The sequence below is a fragment of the Sphingomonas sp. Sph1(2015) genome (genome assembly GCF_001970915.1).
Classification (GTDB): Bacteria; Pseudomonadota; Alphaproteobacteria; order Sphingomonadales; family Sphingomonadaceae; genus Sphingomonas; species Sphingomonas parapaucimobilis.
This window is the reverse complement of record NZ_MQUI01000008.1, coordinates 1-19,233: the sequence shown is the minus strand read 5'-3', so window position 1 is coordinate 19,233 and position 19,233 is coordinate 1. Positions and strand designations below refer to the sequence as shown.

The 19,233-nt window shown below is 63.3% G+C and carries 23 protein-coding genes and 1 pseudogene; 3 read left to right on the top strand and 21 right to left on the bottom strand.

Features of this window, described 5'->3' with window-relative positions; genetic code table 11:
* Positions 1-59: 59 nt before the first annotated feature.
* The 19 genes from BSZ14_RS05150 to BSZ14_RS05060 form a co-directional block, all read right to left on the bottom strand.
* Positions 60-599: a Csu type fimbrial protein gene (locus tag BSZ14_RS05150; protein ID WP_076710093.1), complete on the bottom strand. Its 540-nt coding sequence runs from the start codon at positions 597-599 to the stop codon at positions 60-62.
* Entirely contained in the window at positions 599-1,171 is a 573-nt protein-coding gene (locus tag BSZ14_RS05145) for a spore coat protein U domain-containing protein (RefSeq protein WP_076710092.1), read from the bottom strand. Before BSZ14_RS05145 ends, BSZ14_RS05150 begins: the two co-directional genes overlap by 1 nt.
* Before the next feature lie 19 nt (positions 1,172-1,190).
* A complete protein-coding gene (locus tag BSZ14_RS05140) occupies positions 1,191-1,754 on the bottom strand; it encodes a spore coat protein U domain-containing protein (RefSeq protein WP_206744328.1) in 564 nt (187 codons plus the stop codon).
* A 22-nt stretch (positions 1,755-1,776) separates the two neighbouring features.
* Positions 1,777-2,277, bottom strand: coding sequence for a Csu type fimbrial protein (locus BSZ14_RS05135; RefSeq protein ID WP_076710090.1), 501 nt, complete (start codon positions 2,275-2,277; stop codon positions 1,777-1,779).
* Between the two features lie 23 nt (positions 2,278-2,300).
* Positions 2,301-2,810 carry a Csu type fimbrial protein gene (locus BSZ14_RS05130; RefSeq protein WP_076710089.1) on the bottom strand — a complete coding sequence of 170 codons (510 nt, stop codon included), beginning with the start codon at positions 2,808-2,810 and terminating at the stop codon, positions 2,301-2,303.
* Between the two features lie 11 nt (positions 2,811-2,821).
* The gene (locus BSZ14_RS05125) at positions 2,822-3,340 is read right to left on the bottom strand and encodes a spore coat protein U domain-containing protein (protein ID WP_076710088.1); all 519 of its coding nucleotides are present in this window, start codon (positions 3,338-3,340) and stop codon (positions 2,822-2,824) included.
* An 11-nt stretch (positions 3,341-3,351) separates the two neighbouring features.
* Entirely contained in the window at positions 3,352-3,849 is a 498-nt protein-coding gene (locus BSZ14_RS05120) for a Csu type fimbrial protein (protein WP_083748114.1), read from the bottom strand.
* Positions 3,849-4,391 (bottom strand): Csu type fimbrial protein, encoded by a 543-nt coding sequence (locus tag BSZ14_RS05115; protein ID WP_076710086.1) that lies wholly within the window; start codon positions 4,389-4,391, stop codon positions 3,849-3,851. Before BSZ14_RS05115 ends, BSZ14_RS05120 begins: the two co-directional genes overlap by 1 nt.
* A gap of 47 nt (positions 4,392-4,438) precedes the next feature.
* Entirely contained in the window at positions 4,439-4,972 is a 534-nt protein-coding gene (locus BSZ14_RS05110) for a spore coat protein U domain-containing protein (protein ID WP_076710085.1), read from the bottom strand.
* On the bottom strand, positions 4,972-5,472 hold the full coding sequence (locus BSZ14_RS05105; RefSeq protein ID WP_076710084.1) for a Csu type fimbrial protein: 501 nt from the start codon (positions 5,470-5,472) through the stop codon (positions 4,972-4,974). Before BSZ14_RS05105 ends, BSZ14_RS05110 begins: the two co-directional genes overlap by 1 nt.
* The gene (locus tag BSZ14_RS05100; RefSeq protein ID WP_158069176.1) at positions 5,472-6,068 is read right to left on the bottom strand and encodes a spore coat protein U domain-containing protein; all 597 of its coding nucleotides are present in this window, start codon (positions 6,066-6,068) and stop codon (positions 5,472-5,474) included. The genes BSZ14_RS05105 and BSZ14_RS05100 overlap by 1 nt, the downstream gene beginning before the upstream one ends.
* 10 nt (positions 6,069-6,078) lie before the next feature.
* On the bottom strand, positions 6,079-6,585 hold the full coding sequence (locus tag BSZ14_RS05095; protein WP_076710082.1) for a spore coat protein U domain-containing protein: 507 nt from the start codon (positions 6,583-6,585) through the stop codon (positions 6,079-6,081).
* The gene (locus BSZ14_RS05090; protein WP_076710081.1) at positions 6,585-7,697 is read right to left on the bottom strand and encodes a Csu type fimbrial protein; all 1,113 of its coding nucleotides are present in this window, start codon (positions 7,695-7,697) and stop codon (positions 6,585-6,587) included. The genes BSZ14_RS05095 and BSZ14_RS05090 overlap by 1 nt, the downstream gene beginning before the upstream one ends.
* A 1-nt stretch (position 7,698) precedes the next feature.
* Entirely contained in the window at positions 7,699-8,124 is a 426-nt protein-coding gene (locus tag BSZ14_RS05085) for a hypothetical protein (RefSeq protein ID WP_076710080.1), read from the bottom strand.
* A complete protein-coding gene (locus BSZ14_RS05080) occupies positions 8,124-10,658 on the bottom strand; it encodes a fimbria/pilus outer membrane usher protein (protein ID WP_083748111.1) in 2,535 nt (844 codons plus the stop codon). The genes BSZ14_RS05085 and BSZ14_RS05080 overlap by 1 nt, the downstream gene beginning before the upstream one ends.
* Positions 10,655-11,446, bottom strand: a complete 792-nt coding sequence (locus tag BSZ14_RS05075; protein ID WP_076710078.1) for a fimbrial biogenesis chaperone — start codon at positions 11,444-11,446, stop codon at positions 10,655-10,657. The genes BSZ14_RS05080 and BSZ14_RS05075 overlap by 4 nt, the downstream gene beginning before the upstream one ends.
* 13 nt (positions 11,447-11,459) lie before the next feature.
* A complete protein-coding gene (locus BSZ14_RS05070) occupies positions 11,460-12,002 on the bottom strand; it encodes a spore coat protein U domain-containing protein (RefSeq protein ID WP_076710077.1) in 543 nt (180 codons plus the stop codon).
* A 91-nt stretch (positions 12,003-12,093) separates the two neighbouring features.
* A complete protein-coding gene (locus BSZ14_RS05065) occupies positions 12,094-12,654 on the bottom strand; it encodes a spore coat protein U domain-containing protein (RefSeq protein ID WP_076710076.1) in 561 nt (186 codons plus the stop codon).
* A 256-nt stretch (positions 12,655-12,910) separates the two neighbouring features.
* The gene (locus BSZ14_RS05060) at positions 12,911-14,122 is read right to left on the bottom strand and encodes an EAL domain-containing protein (RefSeq protein ID WP_158069175.1); all 1,212 of its coding nucleotides are present in this window, start codon (positions 14,120-14,122) and stop codon (positions 12,911-12,913) included.
* Positions 14,123-14,374: 252 nt separating this feature from the next.
* Here BSZ14_RS05060 and BSZ14_RS05055 point away from each other — a divergent pair, with 252 nt between their 5' ends.
* Positions 14,375-14,989, top strand: a complete 615-nt coding sequence (locus tag BSZ14_RS05055; protein ID WP_241823644.1) for a tyrosine-type recombinase/integrase — start codon at positions 14,375-14,377, stop codon at positions 14,987-14,989.
* A 264-nt stretch (positions 14,990-15,253) separates the two neighbouring features.
* Here BSZ14_RS05055 and BSZ14_RS05050 read toward each other — a convergent pair whose 3' ends face one another.
* A complete protein-coding gene (locus BSZ14_RS05050; RefSeq protein ID WP_083748109.1) occupies positions 15,254-15,874 on the bottom strand; it encodes a response regulator transcription factor in 621 nt (206 codons plus the stop codon).
* A 562-nt stretch (positions 15,875-16,436) separates the two neighbouring features.
* On the opposite strand from BSZ14_RS05050, the gene BSZ14_RS05045 reads away from it, so the two are divergent.
* A complete protein-coding gene (locus BSZ14_RS05045) occupies positions 16,437-18,428 on the top strand; it encodes a sensor histidine kinase (protein WP_076710072.1) in 1,992 nt (663 codons plus the stop codon).
* A gap of 186 nt (positions 18,429-18,614) precedes the next feature.
* Here BSZ14_RS05045 and BSZ14_RS19585 read toward each other — a convergent pair whose 3' ends face one another.
* On the bottom strand, positions 18,615-18,944 hold the full coding sequence (locus BSZ14_RS19585) for a hypothetical protein (protein ID WP_158069174.1): 330 nt from the start codon (positions 18,942-18,944) through the stop codon (positions 18,615-18,617).
* A gap of 121 nt (positions 18,945-19,065) precedes the next feature.
* Here BSZ14_RS19585 and BSZ14_RS20000 point away from each other — a divergent pair.
* Positions 19,066-19,233: pseudogene (locus BSZ14_RS20000) on the top strand (IS21 family transposase); the annotation flags it as partial.

Here is a 19,233-nt window from a genome sequence, read left to right as displayed (position 1 = left end):
ATCGCGATCGGATACAGAAATCCCAGGAGGTGAAGAAGGCGCACGAACCCGCAATCCGATCAGAAGGACAGCGTCATGGTCAGTTGGTCCGTATACTGCCCGCCCGCCGGAATATTGCCTGCGGAAAAGGCCGGGAGGCGGCCATAGACCCGCATCGTGGCGGACTGCCCGCTGCTGAACGCACCGAGCGAGATGGCGGACGTGCCGATCGGCTGTGAAAAGCCCGCATCCTGATAGAGCTGATACGCGATGCGATTGGAGCCAGAGGCCAGCTGTCGCGTCGCGCCGTTGGCATTCTGCCCCAGGCTGAACGCCACGGTCGCCGCGGAGGTCGCAGCGTTGCAGGTCACCGTGATCGCCCCCGAACCGGAGGACGGCGTGGCCGCTCCCTTGGTGCCGGTGCTGAGCGCGTCATAGGTTCCCCAGTCGAGCAGCGCCGCAGCGCCGCCGCCGGGCGATCCCGAGATTTCGCACTGGTTGAGGATGACCATGTCGACGGTCGCGCTCTGGGCGGAGGTCGTCGCGGCCTGGGCCGTTGACGACAGCAACAGGCCGGCTGCCGAAAGCAACACGGCGCGCGGGGTAAGGAGGCTGCGCATCAGTAGGTCACCGAGAGAGTCAGGGTGTCGGAATAGCTGCCGGGCGGCGGGGCGGCCTGGGCGGCCACATGCACGCCGATCATGACGCTGGACCCGTCATTCGGGCCGCCATTGTAATAGAACACGCTATTCGCCGAGTCATAGTACAGAGCGGTCGTCTGCCCGCCATTATCGAGCGGGGTGTTGGCGTTGCGGTCGATCAGGGTATAAGGGATGTAATGGCTGGCCCCGTCCGTCATGCGACGGGACCCACCACTGACATTCCCGTTATACGGGATGTTCAACTGCATCGAGGCGTCGCCGGTACATTGCACGTCGAGCGTGGCGTCGGACGCGGAATAGGTATCGGGAATTTGTCCGCCCGACTGAAGCGTGGCGGGCAGTGTCCACTTGCCGCTGACCGCCAAGGTACACTGGTTCGGCACGACGACCTTGATGGTCCCGGTCCCTGACGCGGTCTGGCTTGCGGCATGGGCTGGCGACGCTGCGACGCCCAGAACCATCGCGCCCAGCAGGATCGTGCCGATGACCCGACCACCGGTTGCAGCGGAGGGGCGCGATGGACCGCGCATATTTGTGCGAATGGACATATCAGAACGCCACCCAGATATTATAGGTATCGGTGTAGCTGCCGGAGAACGTCGCCGTTTGCTGCGGCAAGCGGAAATAGACCGGAACGGACACCGCGCTCCCCGTGCCTACCCCGGACGAGAAGACATTGCTCCCGTTCGGATTGCTCAGCGGAACCGTGCGAGCGGAATCGCTAAAGGCTTGATATGTGAGGACCGGAGCGTGGCCGGGGCGGCCACCGACCTGCCCCTGAAGCGCAAGATAATGCACGCCATTTCCATTTTGGGGGTCGTTGCTCCCGCCACGATCGAACACATCATAGGTGGCGCCGTTGGTGCACGTCACCGTGGCGGCACCGTCCGCATCGGTCTGACTGATGTTCAGGCCGGTCGGCGCGGCGAAAGTCACGTCGCTCACGCCGACCGTGCAGGTGGCGGGCACGGTCGTCTGGACGCTCAGCGATGTGCCCGGAGAGGTCGTCGCGGCACGAACCGGCAGCGCGCCGACCGCGACGCCCAGTACCCATGCGATACGCACCGACGCACGGACCATGCCCCCAGGCCGCCCCGTCGCTCTGTCTGTCATGCCGAGCATCCCCAAGCGCCGATCAATAGCTGACGGTCAGCTGGACCGTGTCGACATAGGTCCCCGCTTCCGTGGCGGTCTGCGCGGGCATCCGGCCATAGATGGAAAACGTCTGCGCCGCGCCGTTGCCGATCAGCTGGGACGAGGTGGTAAAGGCGTTCGTGCGCCCGGTGTCGGTGTAGAGCCCGTAATTCAGGGTCGCGGTGCTGCCACTGCGGTTGCTCTGCATGCGCCGCTGGCCGCTGACCGCATTGGACCCGTTATTGGCCGACACGGTATAGGTGCCGCCATTGGTGCAGGTCACGTCCACCGATCCGGCATTGTCGGTCTGCGTAATCGTCGTGCCGGATGGATTGGAAAAGGCGATGTTGACCACATTGCTCAGGGTGCAGCTGTTGGGCACGACCGTCTGGACGGTCATGTTGGTGCTGGTGGTGCTCGCCATCGCCGGCATGGCCGGAACCAGCGCCGCGATCAGCGCGGTGCCGCCTATCACCCCTGGAAAGGCCCGGAAAAACGTCATCGAATATCCCCTCTTTGGAATCGTCAATAGGTGATGGTGAAGTTCAGCGTGTCGCTGTACGCGCCCGCCTGGGTCACGGTTTGCGCCGGAATCCGACCATAGATGGTGATCGTCTGGTTCGATCCGGTGCCGGTGCCCCCTTGCGAACTCGACGTCTGCGCGTTCGGATACGGGCTGGTCCGGGCGCTATCGTTGTAAATATGATAGGTGATCGTCGCGCCGGTCGCGCCCTTGGCCATATAGAAATTGTCGCCCGACTGCGTCGCGGACGATGGCTGTATTTCATATGAGCCATTGTTCAGGCAGTTGACGGTCAGCGTGCCGGTCGCGTCGGTCTGCGGCAGGCTCAACGAGCCGCCGCTGGCCAGCGTGCCGAAATCCATCGTCGTCGCCGCGACCGTGCAGCTGTTGGGGATCGTCGCGTTGACCTGCATGCCCGTGGTCGTGGCGGCGAATGCGGTGCCGGAGGCCATCGTCGCCAGCGCCACCAGGCCCGCTCCGGTCAGCGTCCGGCACAGATAAGGGGTAAACATGGCCCGATCCCTCAATAACTGATCGTGAAGGTCATGGCGTCGCCATAGTTGCCAGGACCCGTCGCCGTTTGCGCGCCGATCCTGCCATAGACCGTCACCGTCTGGCTCGCGCCGGTGCCGGTGCCGGTCGAGGCCACGCTGTGCGTCAGACGGGTCATCCCCGAATCCCAGGCGGTGTCGTAGGACAGGTAATAGAACCGGGAACCAATCCCGGACGGAGAGAATCCCAACATCCGGGGCGTGGTCGTGCCGCTGTTCGTCACTGCATTCCCGCCTGTGTCGCCGCTCAGCTGCCAGGTTGCGCCGGTCGTACAGGTGACCGTGATCTTGCCCGTCGCGGTCGTCGCCTGGACGTTCAGCGTCGCGGGCAGCGTCCCGAAATCCATATTTTGCGGCGTGCTCAGCGTGCAGCTGTTGTTGATCGTGAACTGCGCGGTCACGGCCTGGTTGGCGGTGGCGGCCTGCGCACGGGACGCGGCAAGGACCGACAGAATGACGCCCGTGGCGGCGTAAAGGCTGATGCGGATCATCCCCGGCCCCCTCAATAGCTGACGGTCAGTGTGATGGTGTCGCTATACGCGCCCGGCGCGCCATAGACCTGCGCCGGAATCCGCCCATAGACATAATAGGTCTGCGTCCCCCCGGATCCCGTGACGGCCGATCCCGACGCCGTACTCGATTGCGGCCAGAGCGTCGCGCGTCCCGAATCCTGATAGATATTATAGTTCAGATAGCTGTTGCCGCTCGTCTTCATACGAAATTGCGAGCCACTGGCATTGGCCGAGGTCGCATAGACATTGGCCGTACCGCCATTGGTGCACTGGATGCCGGAGTTCGTGATCTGCGCATCCGTCTGCGTGATCTGCGTCGTCGTCGGCGCCTGCGACCCGAAGTCCAGCGTCTTGGTATCCGCCCAGATGACGCAGATGGTCGACAGGGTCATCGACGCCGTGCCCGACCCGGTGGTCGTCGCCGCCCGCGCCGAACCCGCCATGCCGAGGGTCAGCGCCAGGGCGACAAGGGGAATGCGCCTACGCATCAGTAGCTCACCGTGAACGTGAAGGTGTCGGAATAGCTGCCGCCATTGGGCGTGTTGGCCGTCGCGCCGCCCACATCCTGGACATAGCTGTTCGCGGGCACGCGACCATAATAGGTCATGGTCTGCGCCGAGCCCGTTCCAGTTGCGGTGTAGCGATTGCTCGACGAGCTCGTCGTACCGATCGCCGTCCCACCCGCCGAGGCCGTCGAGATCGAATAGGGGATGTAGAAGGCGCCGCTGGACAGCTTCATCCGCCGCACGGCACTATCCCCCGACCCGGTCGCGTTGCCGCTGGGCACGGAATAGACCGAATAGGGCGACTGCGGCGTACAGGTGATCGCCACCGACGCGGTGACATCGACATTCGCCGTGATCTTGATGTTGCCCCCACCGATCTGCTGCGTCGGCGCGCCGAACGCCAGGTTACCCGGTGTGCCGATGGAGCAGGTGGGGACGACGACCGCCCGTGTCGAAAATGTCGTCGACGTGGCGGCCGAGGCGTCCTGGGACATCACCGTACACACCGACAGCGCCGTCAGCATGACGCCCCGGACAAGGACGTTAGCAGAAAAGGGACGGATCATCGGCATCACCAGATCACCGTGAAGGTCATGGTGTCGGTGTACGTTCCCGCGGGAACCGACGATTGCGCCAGAATGCGGCCGTTGAAATACTGCGTCAGGTTCGACGCGCTCCCCGTCATGCCGAACCCCTGGTTGTTATATCTGTATGGACAGGTGTAATTGACCGTGGTGCAGCCGGACACGATCGCATTCTGGAAGAACACCTGATAATTCAGCGCGTTCGACCCGCTTTTCATGGTATAGGTGCCGTTACTGCCATTGCCCGACGTCAGCATTTCATCGAACGGCAAGCCACTCGTACACATGATGGTCGCGCTGGTGCTGGCAGTCGTCTGCGCCGTCGCCCCCGAAGCGCTGGCGGTGATGGTGCCGAAGTCGAGCGTCGATGGCGTCGTCGTCGTGCAGGTCCCGTTGACCGTGTATTTGGCCTGAAAGGACTGCGTCACGGTGGCCGCGCGCGCACCGGCGGGGACCAGCGACAGGACCGCCAGCCCGATTGTAAAGGCGCATCGTCCGCAAAGGCGAGAGGCGGGAGCCATCAGTAATAGATCCCGAACGTCAGCGTGTCGGTATAATTGCCGACCGGCACCCCGGTCTGCGCAGGAATGGTCCCGTAGAAGTTCCATATAGCAACCGACCCGTAATTGCTGTAATAGGTGCTGGTAGGCTGGCTCCTTCCATACTCATCCGTACCGGGGCCGCTAGCACCGATCATGTAATTGATGTAGTTGCCCGCACTGTTTTTCATGCGCCGCTGACCGCCGCTAGTATTTGGCGAAGACAGCCAGACATCATAGGTCGTGCCGTTGAGGCAGACCATGTTCGCGGACGACGTCGCGCGTGTCAACGGGATCGCCCCCGTCTGATCGGCGGTGCCCGTACCGAAATCGAGGTTGGCGATGCTGCTGACGACGCACATCGTCGGCATGTTCAGCGTGGCCGTCATCGGGGCCGACAATGTCGCGGCATTCGCCACGCCACCGCTCGCGAGCAACACCGCAAAGCCCAGGCTCGCACGGCAGAAAGCAAGTCGCGCCATCAGTAATACACCGTGAAATTGAGGGTGTCGGTATAGGCCCCTACCGGATAGGACGTATCCAGGTTCGCGGCCCTCACCGTGGCATAGATGAGGGTGGCCTGCTGATTGCCTGCCCCCGTCATGGCATAGGGGGGCCCCGCGCTGGCGGCAGCGGACTGGCTGAACGGAATCGCGGTCGGGGCGAACGGCATCCCGGACGAACTCGACCCCGAACCAGCCGTTACCTGATAGGGAAGGTAAGCGCTGCCGTTGCGCAGACGCCGCTGCGTGGAGGGCGATTCATTGCCGCTGGCCGGCGCATAAATCCAATAGCTCTGATTGACGCTGCACTGCGTATAGACGATGCCTTGGGCTGACGACGCGGGCATGGACAACGATACCGAATTGCCCGACGCGCCCGGGGCCGCCACGGTGATCGCAGGCGTGCCGAAGTTCAGATTCTGCCCGATCGATATGGTGCAATAGGGCGCCACGTCCAGCATGACCTTGGTCGGCAAGGCGATGTTGGTCGCCGCCACGGCCGAAGACCCGCCGCACAGCGTCGCCGTGGCGATCACCGCCACCGACACACAAGCCCCGCGCCGGAGTTTCCGCATGCCCCGCATGTCAGTAACTCACCGTGATGACGATATTGTCTTCGTAATGCCCGGCCTGCAATGTCTGCCCCGATGCCAGGGTGGCAGCGATACCGCTGATATACTGTGGAACGGACGGCGCGGCGGTATAGCCGGACGTCGAGGAGGACGTCGGCATGACCGTATTGCTGGAACCATTCAGATAGAGTGTATAATTGAGGAAGCTGTTGGTCAGCGGGTTCCACATCCGCCGCTGTGTTCCCGAGGCATTGGTCGTCAATGCGCTCCAGACGCCAAAATTGGTACTGCTGGAACAGGTCACCGATAGAGTGGTTCCTACGGTATAGGATTGATTGGTCGGGTTCTGAGCGGGATTGAGCGTACCGAAGTTCAACGCGGACCCCATGGTCGCGCCGCAGGTAGTGCCGTAATAACCCGTGACCCGAATGGAACGGGCAGCCTGTCCAGCCTGCGCGGGAGACGCCGCCATGCCGACCGCCACGGCGATGACGGCTGCGAAGGAACAGCGCGCGCGCATCACCAGTTCACCATCGCGATGATCGTGTCGTTATATTGACCGGACGCAAGCGACGCAGTGGATTGCGATGGCGCTATATTCGCATAATAATACGCATTTCCGTAGTCACTAGAGACACCCGTGCCGGTCAGCGAAACGCCGCCGGTTGGGAACGGCGTACTCGCGTTGCGATCCGTGAATATCCCATAAGCGACATAGGAATTACCATTCGCCATTCTTCGGCGATAGCTTCCCGACCCACTGGCATTTACGCCATCCGACAGCGTCAAGGTGTAGTTGACGGACTTCGGACAGACGGCTGCAACCTGGAAATATGTCGACTTCGTATCCAGGACCGCATTGGTCTGGGTAAGCTGACCAAAATCGATCGACATGCCGGCGGCGACATCGCATGAGTTGGTCACATTGATCGTAATGGGCAACGCCAAGGTTCCCGTAGCGATCGACGTACCGGTACAGAAATTATAGCCCCACCAATAGTCACCGCTATTCCGAATCCAGTATTGCAACGGCATGCTGATGATCGTGCTGTACGTACCGGCGGCAACCGACGATTGATTGGGGATATTCAACAGAAGCTGCCAACTGGAATTGCTGCGCAGCGGCACGCCCGTGCTGGCATTCCCATTCGAATCTGCGTTGGTATTACCCAGACTCGCGTTGGACGACGCGCCTTCAGAAGCCACGGAGAACGAGCCGGAACTATAATCGGTGTACTGGAAATACAGGTCGAATTTTATCGTGCTTCCCGTAGATGATCGCGCCAAAAACATATTGCCGGATTGCTGGGGACTTCCCGTCTGCCCGGCACTCGACGTCGTTCCGTTTACGAAGCACATGGCGAATTCACGCCTGGCATATTGGGAACCCGCACCTGTACATGAGAAATAGGGGCGCATCGTCGGTGCCGACACGGTCGTGCCGGACTGATATATCGCTACGGTATTCGGTATGCTGGCCGAACACGCCGTCGCCGCCTGTGCGGGCGTGGCGATCATCAGCACCGGCAGCGACAGGGCGGCGCCCAGCACGCTCTGCCCCAGCATCCCGCCCGAAGCGGTGGTGGCGATCAGGCGGCGCAGGGTCCGGGCGGGGAACAGGTTACGCTTCATATCAATAATCCACATTCAAGCGCGCCGAGGGGCGGTTGGGCGCGGCGGTCGCGCGCGGGGCCCAGGCTTGGCCGACCCGCACGAAGTCCAGCGTCACGAAATCGTTCGTCAGGTCGTCCTGCGACGTCAGGTTGGCGAGCCACGGAATGCGCGGCGAATAGGCGATGCGCAGATCGTCGATCGGCTCGGCCTCGGGCAGGTCGACGACGCATTGCGGCTGCACCTGCAGCGTCACGCGCAACAGGCCGAAGGTCACATGCGGCGGACGCTGTTCGGGCAGGATGGGAAAGGGCACGCCCAGTTGCAGCGGCGGCGACACCGGGGGCACCCCGAACTGCACCGCCCTCGCCGGACCGGGGACCACCGCCACCGCGACCATCGCCGCTCCCATGATCGCGGCCAGCGCGCTTCGCTTCACCTGTCGCATCACTGCCCCCCCATCTTGCAGGGAACCGGACCGATCACGGGCTGGGTGGTGTCCCCTTCCCTATAGGCGAAGGCGACGCGGCAGACGCCCTTCACGCCCAGATCGATCAGACCCGCATTTTGCGGCTTGGCGTCCTCCAGATAGGCTTCGCCGCCATAGCCGACGAGGATGTCCTTGCCGCCATCGAGCTTCAGGACGTAACCCGGCTCGATCGGCTTGCCCGCGTCGTCGACGATCTTGACGACCGCCGAATGGACCTTGTGCGCCTTGAAATCGACGACCGCGCCGTTGCGCCAGCCGGTGACGACGCTCTTCTGCGTCTCGTCGACCTGCCAGCCGACCGGCACGTTGGTCGGATCAAGCGAGATGGTGGTTTCGCGCAGCGGCAGGCCGTCGGGCAGGAAGATCGTGCCGGACTTGCCCGCCTTGCCGATCTGGACGTTGTTTTCCATGACGACCGCCTCCGGTCCGGCGTTGCGCACCAGCACGAAGCTGTCGCCAACCCGGTTGACCGGTAGGACCTCTCCGCCGACCGCGATGACCGAGCCGGAGACCTGGCCGACCGCGCGGGTCTGGCCGCCCTGCTGCTGCAACCCGGCCTGGAGCCACGCCTCGCCCGAGCGATAGCCGACCATCGCGCTGCGGAAGGCGGGGCCGTTGTCGCTCTCCCGGTTGAGGACCGACCAGTTGATCGCCCCCTGTCGCCGCCCCGACGATCCCGAGGCCTGCATGTCGAAGCTGGTCTGCCCGTCGGAGCGCTGCGCGCTCGCCATGATGGTGATGCTGCCGAAGCTCTTGGTCACGCCCAGCATCATCGTCGAGCCATTGCCCGACAGGGTCTTGAAACCATTGAGCAACAGGCCGAACCCGCCGCCCAGCGAGCGCGACGCCGAGATGTTCAGCATCTCGTAATTGGTGATGTCGGAGTTCAGCCGGGTATAGCCGACCGAGATGTTGGTCTTGTGGTCGAAGGGCAGCTGGCCGCCGAAGCCGAACCGGTCGATCGAGCGCGCGCCCAGGGTCGAGGCCAGGATCTGCTCATAGACGCCGGTGCCCGACAGGTTGATCTCGGGATTGCGCACCGCGCTGACCCGGCCCAGGTCGAAATACTGGCCGAACCGCCGCTCGGTCCCGGCATAGGCGCTGAAGCCGTGGATCAGCGTGTTGATCTGCGCCACAAATTTCTGGCCGGTGCGGCCTTCATAGCTGGAGATCGCGCCCGCCAGCTCCAGCACGCCGATCCCGCCCAGCCGCTGGTTCAGGCCCGCCCCGATATTGACGAAGCTGGGGCCCAGCTCGCCATGCCCCTCGGCCGTCAGGTTGCCGCTGATGCCGTAGCGGGCCGAGGCGGTGGCGGCGAACTCGCCATAGTCGAAGCTGCGCTGGCCATAGCCATAGCGGAGCAGGCCCATCTCGGCCGAATAGTCGAAGAGGCCCTTACGGATCAGGTCGGGCGAGTAGTAATAGGCGCCCTTGACCACCTGCTCGTTGCCGTTGGCGTCGCGCGTGACCATGCGCACGTCGCCGCCCGACAGCTGTGGCAACTGGTTGAGGATGAACGGGCCCGAGGGGACCTTGCCGCTATAGACCTGGCTGTTGTTCACATAGAGTTCGACCGTCGACGGCACGGCTGAGGTTCCGCCGAACTGCGGCAGTGCGGTGGTGACGATGTCGGGGCGCTGGGCGAAGGCGCTCTGGATCTGGATGCCGCCCAGCCGGTACGCTCCCGACCAGCCGACCGACCCCGTGATGATGTCGCCCGCCGCATAGGAGCGGACCGCCCCCGCGTCGATCATGCGCCAGGTGGTGTCCAGTCGCATCACATTGGAAGACTGACCGTAATATTTCAGGCTGTTGAAGCTGCCCGTGGTGCTGAGCGTACCATAGGGCGAGAAGACGCGCCCCTCCAGCATCCCGTTGACATAGGCGCTGGCATCCCCCGATCCCGAAGCAGCGTACAGGTCATAGTTCAGCAGAAAGCCGGTGACCTGCCTGACCTGGGTCGGATCGAGCTGGGGCAAGGCGGCGACCGCGATGTCGTAGGTCGAACGCTTGGCCGGGTCGATCGTCAGCTTCAGCAGCTGGCCAGGTTCGTCATAGACATATTTCAGGCCGGGAACGGACGCCAGGTCGATATCGGCATCGTCCGGCAAGGCCGGGTCGATGATGATACGCAGCGTCCGCAGATCCTCGGCGGGCATCGTCATGATGCCCTTCTTTTTGTCGAGCCCGGCGACGGTGATGAAGCCCATGTCCTCACCGTTGAGATAGACCTCCAGGCCCGCGCGAAAGGCGTCGGCGTCCAGCTTGGCGCGCTTGGGACGGCCGATTGGGCCGGGGTCCGCCGCAGCGGCCGCCGCGGCCGCGGCCGCCGCCATGGCAGGCTGGCTCGTCGTGAGCAGCAGCCCCCCGATGACCGCGGCCACCGAAAGCCGCGCGCCCATCGGGGACGCAAGCGTCCCCGCCAGGGTCGACGCCGCCTTCACCGGCCGCGCGAGTACGGCCGTGGACAGGGATCGGGAGGACGATGTCATCGGGCCTCAACGGTCACCGTCTGCTTGACGTCGAGCGAACTGCCGACGCCCGAGACGAGCTGGTAGGTGCCTGCGGACAGGGGCGTTTCGGGGCCGGTCGAAGCCTTGGGATCGGGCTTGCCGTCCTTGCCCAGAACGGGCGCGGGCTTCAGCTTGGTCGTCGGGGCCTCGATCGTCATCGTCTGACCGGCCAGGACATAGCCGTTCAGGCCGCCGCCGAAGGACAGCTCACCCTGCGGCGCGACCAGCTTCATCCCCGCCAGCTTGGCGTGACGCTTGCCGGTGTTGGTGATCCGCAGGAAGGTCTTGCCCCCTTGCGTCCAGCAGGAATATTGCAGGTCGGCGCGAATGCCCTTCTGGGTGAAGAAGATCGGCATCGAGGAGCGCAGCACCATGCGCACGCCCTGTCCGGTCGCGCGCGGATCAATCGGCTTGGGCAGCTCGTCGATGACCAGGCGATAGGTTTCCTCGCCCGACACCGGGCGGTTGGCGATGCGCACCACACGGACCGTATAGGTGTCGCCCGCCTTGATGGTCGCGACCGGCGGGCTGACCAGGACGTCGCGCGTCTCCGTCAACTCGTCCTTGCCGTTCACCTGCGACCATCTGAAAATGCGCACCTGAAGATCGACGGATTCCGTACCCGTGTTCGTCAGGCTGATCGCGCCCGCCTTGTCGGGCTCCGAAAGGTCGAGACCGATCGGCGTCATCCGCAGGGAGGCCGCGTCGAGAGGAGTGGTCCCCAGCATCGCCAGGGCAATCAGCGCTTTGCGCCGCCACGTTTTCATGGATCGGCCCACCTTACCAGCTCATCGCAATCTGGACGGTATCGGTATAGGCACCCTCGGCCCCCACCGGCACGCCGCCGGGCACGCTGCCGTAGATTTTGATCTGCTTGCCCTGGTTCGCCGTGAACGAACCCAGCGAAACCGCCGTATTCACCGCATATTCGGCCCCGCCGACGCTGCTGCCGAGGATATAGGCGATCGTGCCGGTGCCGTTGATCTGCTTCAGATTGCGTTGCGAGCCGGTCGCATTCGCACCGCCGTTGAGCACCAGGTTGGGCGTCTGGGTGCCCGAGCAGGTAACGACCAGGCTGGTGCCTGTGTCCGAACCGGAGACAGGGGTATTGCCCGAGCCCGTGCCGGGCGCATAGCTGCCGAAGTCGATCGACGCGGCCGTACCCGATCCCGCCCCGATCCCGCCATTGCCGTTGATATCGCAACCGGACGTTACCATCAGGCTCACGTTCAACGTACCGGGGTTGGACGAGGCCGCGAACGCCGGACTGGTGGCAAGCATCGAACCGCCCATCAGGGCGGTGGCGATGATCTTCTTCATCATGATGAAGTTCCTTGAGAGAACGGGGCCTCGCCCCTTCGGGCGCGGCGGTTGGACATCTGCCCGGCCGCCGCGCCGTCACGGTCTGGTGAAATTACCAGGTCATCGAAATCTGAACGGTATCGGCGTAGGCACCCTCGGCGCCCGCCGGCACGCCACCCGGAACGCTACCGAAGACCTTAACGACGCGAGCCTGGCCCGCGGTGAAGGCGGACAGAGCGACCGGCGTGTTGACGCCATACTGCGTGCCGCCAGCGGCGCTGCCCAGCGTGTAGGCGAGCGTGCCGGTGCCGTTGACCTGCTTCAGGTTACGCTGCGTACCAACCGCATTCAGACCGCCATCGAATGACAGGCTGGGGGTCTGCGTGCCCGAGCAGGTGACGACCAGGCCGTTGCCCGTGTCGACGCCGGTGACCGTGGTCGGCGTACCGGCGCCGCCGCCGCTACCAGCCACGCCGGCGGCGTAGCTGCCGAAGTTGAGTTCTGCAGCCGCGCCCGACCCTGCACCGATGCCGCCATTACCGTTGATGTCGCAACCGGTGGTCACGTTCAGCTTGACGTTCAGCGTGCCCGGATTGGACGACGCGGCGAACGCCGGAGCGGCGGCGAGCATCGAGACACCGGCCAGGGCGGCGGTGATGGTCTTCTTCATCATAGAACATGTTCCCTTGAAAAGGCGGGGGAATTCCCCCCTTCAGACTCGGCAGTTCGAGTGTGGTGTCGGCCAGCGCCTCCCCCCAGAAAGCGTCCGGCTGCCCCCGGCGACGCTCCACCCACAAGCCGGGTCGCACGCGCCCCTGCATGTTCCTCGGCGGCTGGTGCGTCCCCCGCGCCAGCCACCGCTCCACGACCCGCGCATGCGCCCGAGACGGGGCGCCCGGCGGCCAGGCCGAAGAAAATCCTGCGATCGGTCATCGCACACCGCCCAGGGCGATCAGGCCGATGCCGACCACCGCCAGGCTCCACAAAGAGGCCGAGGTGCGCCACGAGCGGCGCGGCGCCCATTGCTCGTCCACGACCGGCAACAGGCAGGCGGGCAGCATCTCCGCCGCCGGCCCCTGCTTCACCGGATCGGGCAGGGCGCGGCCCATGGCCCAGCCCTGGAGGAACGGCGCGCCCAGCCCGATGGCCAGATCGCGCATGTCACGCGTCTCCACCCCTTCGACCACCACGTCGCGGCCGCCGCACTGAGCCACGGCGATCAGGCGCGCCAGCATGTCCGCCGCCACGCCACCCTCGCCCGCGGCCGCCCGGCGCAGATACAGCGCGTCGATCTTCACGATCGACGGATCGAGCGCCAAAATGTCCTGGAATGACGCCCGCCCCACGCCGAAATCGTCCAGCGCGATACGGCAGCCAAAGGCGCGAAGCCGGGCGACGAAGGCCGCCACCTCCTTCGCATCGGGCAGCGCGGCGGTCTCCGTGATCTCGATGACCAGGCGCGCGGCCAGGTCCGGCATCCGCTCCAGCAGGAAGAAGATGTCATTCCACCAGGGATCGATCCGCGCACTCGACGCGGAGATATTGCAGCCCAGCACGACACCGCGATCATCGCTCAGTCGCGCCAGGGTCTGGCGCACGACCCAGGCATCCAGCGAACGGACCAGACCCAGCCGCTCCAAGGCGGCGATGTCGCCGCCGACCGGCTCCAACCCGCCATCGGGCGACACGCGCCGCAGCAGCCCTTCCTGATACCGCACGCCGGACCCGGACGCCGGGACGACCGGTTGCCAGACGAGATGCAAACGCCCGGCGCGCAGCGCGTTCAGGATGCGTCCGGCCGCCTCCATATCGGCACGACAGTCGTCGCCTCCGATGGCATCGGTCGCCCGCGATCCATCCCCCGAACGACCGATGTCGGCGCTCAGCGCGATGGGAAGATGATCGGGCAGCGACTCAAGACCGAGCTCGGCGCCATCGAACGGCCGCGCCACCACCTCCAGCAGGCGCAACACCAGCGATTGCCGCGTGCGCGCATTCCCGGCCAGCGCCCGAAAGCCGACCATCAGAGAGGACGGGCCACACCAGCCGATACGGTCGACCGCCAGCACCTCGGCCGCGATCCGGCGGCAGATGCCGACCCGCAACGGATCGCGCACCTCCTGCCCCAGAATATCTCCCATTCGGTCGAGATTATGGAATTCGAGAATCACATCCGATTCGTTCGAATCCCCGGAGGAGTCGATAATGAGAGCAGCGCCGCCGCCTTCCATCATTCCGCGTCCCCCCATCGTTTAACCCCTGAGCCCCCGAACCAAGACACCGGTTCGATTCGTGTTACCGAATAGCTAGAATTGTAACGCTTTCAGGGAATTGCGGATTATGATGACGCAATGTCACACCGGACCATATCGGGCATCGGAGGAGTTTTCGATATGTCGATGATGGTTATCGGACGAAGCGGTGAAAGAAAGTATCTGACGAATGCTGAGCGATCGGCCTTCCTTCGCGAGGCATCCTTGCTGGAGCCGGACACCTTCACACTTTGTTCTGTTATATCCGCAACAGGATGCCGAATATCGGAAGCGCTATCATTGACCTCGGTGAATATCGACACGCAGGCCAAAGTGATCGTGATCGAATGCCTGAAGAAGCGGCGCAAGGGCGTCTTTCGGACCATCCCGGTGTCGTCCGACCTGATCGCGCTATTGTGTGAGGTGCATGATCTTCAGCCGCGCAAGGGGCGCAAAACAGAAGCATCTCCATTATGGCCCTTTTCGCGAATGACCGCCTATCGTCGTATTCGCAAGGCCATGGACGCGGCCGGACTGAACGGCGCGCATGCCATGCCCAAGGGGCTGCGCCATGGCTTTGGCGTCACCGCCATTCACAGCCAAGTTCCACTCAACCTCGTACAGCGCTGGCTGGGGCATGCCGACATGCGCACCACGGCTCTCTATGCCAATGCCGTAGGCCCTGAGGAGCGCTCCATCGCCCTGCGCATGTGGAGAAAAGCGCCTTCGCCGGCCCAGTTGCCGGTCGCGCGCTGATCGAAGACGGGATCAAGAGAAAGCCGGTGGCCCCACGCGACCACCGGCCGTTAACCACGACGTCTTTGCGAAGGCCGAATCTTTTTCATATAATTGTTGTCGACCGATACAATTCTAGCTATTCGGTAACATAACCGATAGCCGCAAATACTTAATAAAAAACGATTTGTTATGGTTACACAGTAAAATACTCCACATGATCCGCGTTCATTGCGAAGACCTTGGCACGACCCGTCCGGGCCATCGCGGCGACATCGGCCGCGGTCACGGATCAGCCAGCACACCGATGGCCTTGAGCTGGGTCATCAACTCGAAAGGCGATCCGGCTTCCATCTTTTTGAGCATGCGCGCGCGATGGACCTTGACCGTATTTTCCGTCTTGCCGGTTTTGTTAGCGATCTGCTTGTTGCGCCACCCCATGGCGACGAACCCGGCGATTTCGCGCTCCGCCTCGGTGAGCATTTCATAACCGGCCCGGAACGCCGAATGCCGTGCGTCCGCCCGATGCACCTGCGACACCCGCTCCATACCCGCCGCCACGGCATCAATCAGGATCTGGGCCCGCACCGGTTTGACCAGGAAATCCAGCGCGCCCGCCTTCATGGCCTCGACCGAGTCCTGGATATCGGCCACGCCGCTGATGAAGATGATGGCCAGCATCGCGTTGCCCATCACCTTCTGCTGAAGGCGCAGGCCGCTCATCCCCTTTAACCGCAGGTCGACGACCAGGACGCCACGCGGCTCTGGCACCTCCTCCAGAAAATGGGCCGCATCGGCATAGAGGGCCACGTCGTGCCCACTCAAGGCCAGCAGATCCCCCACCGCCTCGCGCATGTCATCATCGTCTTCGACCACATAGGCCGTCAGGGAAGGTTTGCCCGACACACTCTGCCTCAAACGGAAAATGGGGGATGAAAATCACAGGTGACGCCCCCCCATCACAACCGGAGCGCACCCCGGTGACTATGCTTCTTAACCATATTATTACATGACTTGTACACATAGTTAATAACATTCGGAAAAATTTACCGTTTATACAGATTTGCGCGATCAGGGCATGCGCTCAACCCAGCATGACGCGCCTGATGACCAGTCTTTCGAGGAGACGAAAGACAGCCGACCCGACACCTTAATGATTCCAACCGCCACCAGCGCCGCAAACCTTTTCATAAAAGTCAAAACCTTGGATTTTACGGAAAATATTCACATACTCCATCCATGCTATTTTGCTACACAGCCTCACCTACTAAACGGGCGACACAATCATCACTGAAATGCGATTGCATAGACTTATAATTATGCCATTTTCTGGGCCAACCACTTCACCCTGACGGATATGATGAGATTTTGGATAGTCGCGCAGTTCATATTCGTTATTGCGATGATGCTGGTTCCACGCGGCGCGATGGCCCTTTGCATCTCTGCACCGACGCCATCGCTGCGATCCTTGCAGGATGAAGTCTATCGAAACCCGAAAAGCGCCCTTGCCCAAATAGAAGCGCGCTTTACCCCCAATTCACCTTTCACGGACCGTGCATGGCTTCATGCCATCGCCGCATCGGCCTATGGACGCCTGGAACGCGCCGAGGATCAGCAGCGCGAGGTCGCGGCGGCCCGCCGCTATCCGATACCGCCGGACTCCGATTTGGAGGCGCATCTCGTCATCCAGACCAGCCAGATGGCAGGCCTCCCGGACGAACTCCAACACGCGAAAGCGTTGCTGGAGCGCACGGCGCGGCGCCACGCCACGGGTTCGCCAGCCTGGATATGCCTACGCGCCTCGCTGGGTTCCGTGAACATCCGAAGCGGCAGAATTGGAGAGGGCGGTGCGATCATCACCAACGCCTTCCAGAGCGCCACACTCCATCGGCGGGATGCCCAGCGTTTCGGTATAGCCACCGACGTCGCCTTCGCGCTGATCGTGAGCCTGGATTTCTCCACCGCCCTGGACGTGATCGACCAGGCAGATCGCTATGCGGCGGACCGCGGATTCACGATGGAACGCGAGAATCTCGCCTATTTCCGCGGCAACATCGCGATGCGACAAAGCGACTTCGAGCACGCCGTCGTCGCGTTCGAGGCGGCGCGCGATCTGGCAACCCGAACCGGGGATGAACAGGGAGTGGCCTATGCCGATCTCCAACTGTGCGAAGCACGGCTGGAACGGGGGCAGTTCGACCAAGCCCGCCGCGCCTGCACCACGACCAGACGCCTGTTCGCGCTCGTCCACCGGCTTCCCTATGGGCGACTGACCTGGCTCGAGGCACGGCTTATGATCGCGGACGGCCATCCCGCCGGGGCAATCGCCCGGCTGAATAGCCTGATCGGCGGGAAGAATCCGTCGAGCGACGAATTCATCGTCACCCAATCGCATCTCGCCCGCGCCGCCGCCTTCGAGGCGCTGGGCCGGAACGGGGAGGCGCTGCGCGACATGCGCCGCTACATGGACCGTCGGGAAAAGGCACTGGAGGGCAATCGCCTCCAGGCCATTGCCGCCATGCGCGCGCGTTTCCAGACCGATCTGCGCGAACGTGAAAAGGTCACGCTCGAACAACGCCTCGCTTTGACGAACAGCGAATTGGAACGTCGACGCCTGTGGCTATGGTCCATCGGGGTCGCGGCGATGCTCATTTCGGTGTTGCTCGGGCTCGTCATCTGTTTCGGGCGACGGCACAGCCGCACCCTGGCCGCGCATGCAGCGGCGGCGCGCGAGATGGCGCAGGCCAAGGCCGACTTCCTGTCCAATATGAGCCATGAGATCAGGGCGCCGCTGGGCAGCCTGATCCTGAATGCGCAGATGATCGCGGACAGCCCCGACATGACGGATCGCAGCCGCGCCGTGGCGCGGCGGATGGACCGGGTCGGCCAGCGCCTGATCGACCTGCTGGACGATCTGCTGCTGTTCTCCCGGATCGAAACCCGGCACGTGCCGCTGCACGATGCGCCCTTCGATCCGTGCCGCTTGTGCCTGGACATCGTCGATGGCGTACGCGACCGGGCCGCCGGTGCCGGGATCGAGGTCCATGCCGATATCGACGACAAGGTTCCCACCACAATGATGGGCGATGCGGGCAAGATCACTCAGATTCTGGCCAACCTGCTCGACAATGCGGTCCTGCATTCCCAAGGCAGAACGGTCAGGCTGCACGTCGCGCCCGCAGGACCGGACGCCCTCGCCCTGACCGTCGAAGACGACGGCATCGGCATTCCCGAAAGCGACCGGGAACGTGTCTTCCAACGCTTTCTTCAGGTCGACGGGTCGCGACACGGCCATGGCGGCTCCGGCCTTGGCCTGGCGATCAGCAAGGGCCTTTGCGAATTGATGGGGGGCAGCATCCACGTTGGCAGCGCGGCGGGTCGGGGAACTCGCATGACCGTCCGCCTTCCCTGCCGCCCCTCACCATCCGAGGCGCCGGGCCGTGAAAGCTCAGAAACCTGATGTCGGCCCAAGGTCGTTCGTTTTCCTTAGCCGCAGGGCTAGGTGACACGATTTCGAGTTCATTCGAAGGTCGTGAATACCGTTTCACGGTAGGGGCCGGTTACAGGGGCGGAAAAGGCGATGCACAAGCTCATCTAAGTAGTTCGGCCTGCACGTTTTCCTTTCATATGCGAGGTAGATATCCTTTTAACGATAATCGGGATGTCTTTCCCGTAGGATGTCGAGGAATATCTTGAGGCTCGGATTTTTGTTCGTGGCGGACCAACAGGCCTTGAATTCGACGCGGAGGGGAACGCCATCGTCATGGACTTCACGATGAACGACACCATCGCAGCGCGTGTCGCTCGCTCCTTCGAGCATCAGGACAGCGCCGCACTCTGCCCTGACGAGAGTAAGGATGCGGTCGAGTCCGGCCCTATGGAAGGTCAGGCGCATCCGTGACGCACCATATCCGTGGGTTTCGAATAGCTGGGCAATCTCCGCACCGGGACCTTGTTCAAGCAGAAACGACGCCACTCCGGTGTGGATCGGCGTGGAAAAGGGACCTCGGTAGCGGGGTGATCGGCGTCGAAAAGGGAGCCCTCATCCCGTTGGTCTAGGCTGTTCGCTTGGCGGTGTGTCAGGCGGCGAGATCGGGATGCTGGTATTGGAGAGGGTGTTGAGGATCCGGCGCGAGCCCGCGTCGGGGAAGGCCATCAAGGCGATAGCGCGGGACCTGCACCTGTCGCGCAAGGTGGTGCGCAAGGCGATCCGGGCGCCGGAAGCGGACATGGGGTATCGGCGGGAGGTACAGCCGCTGCCGAAG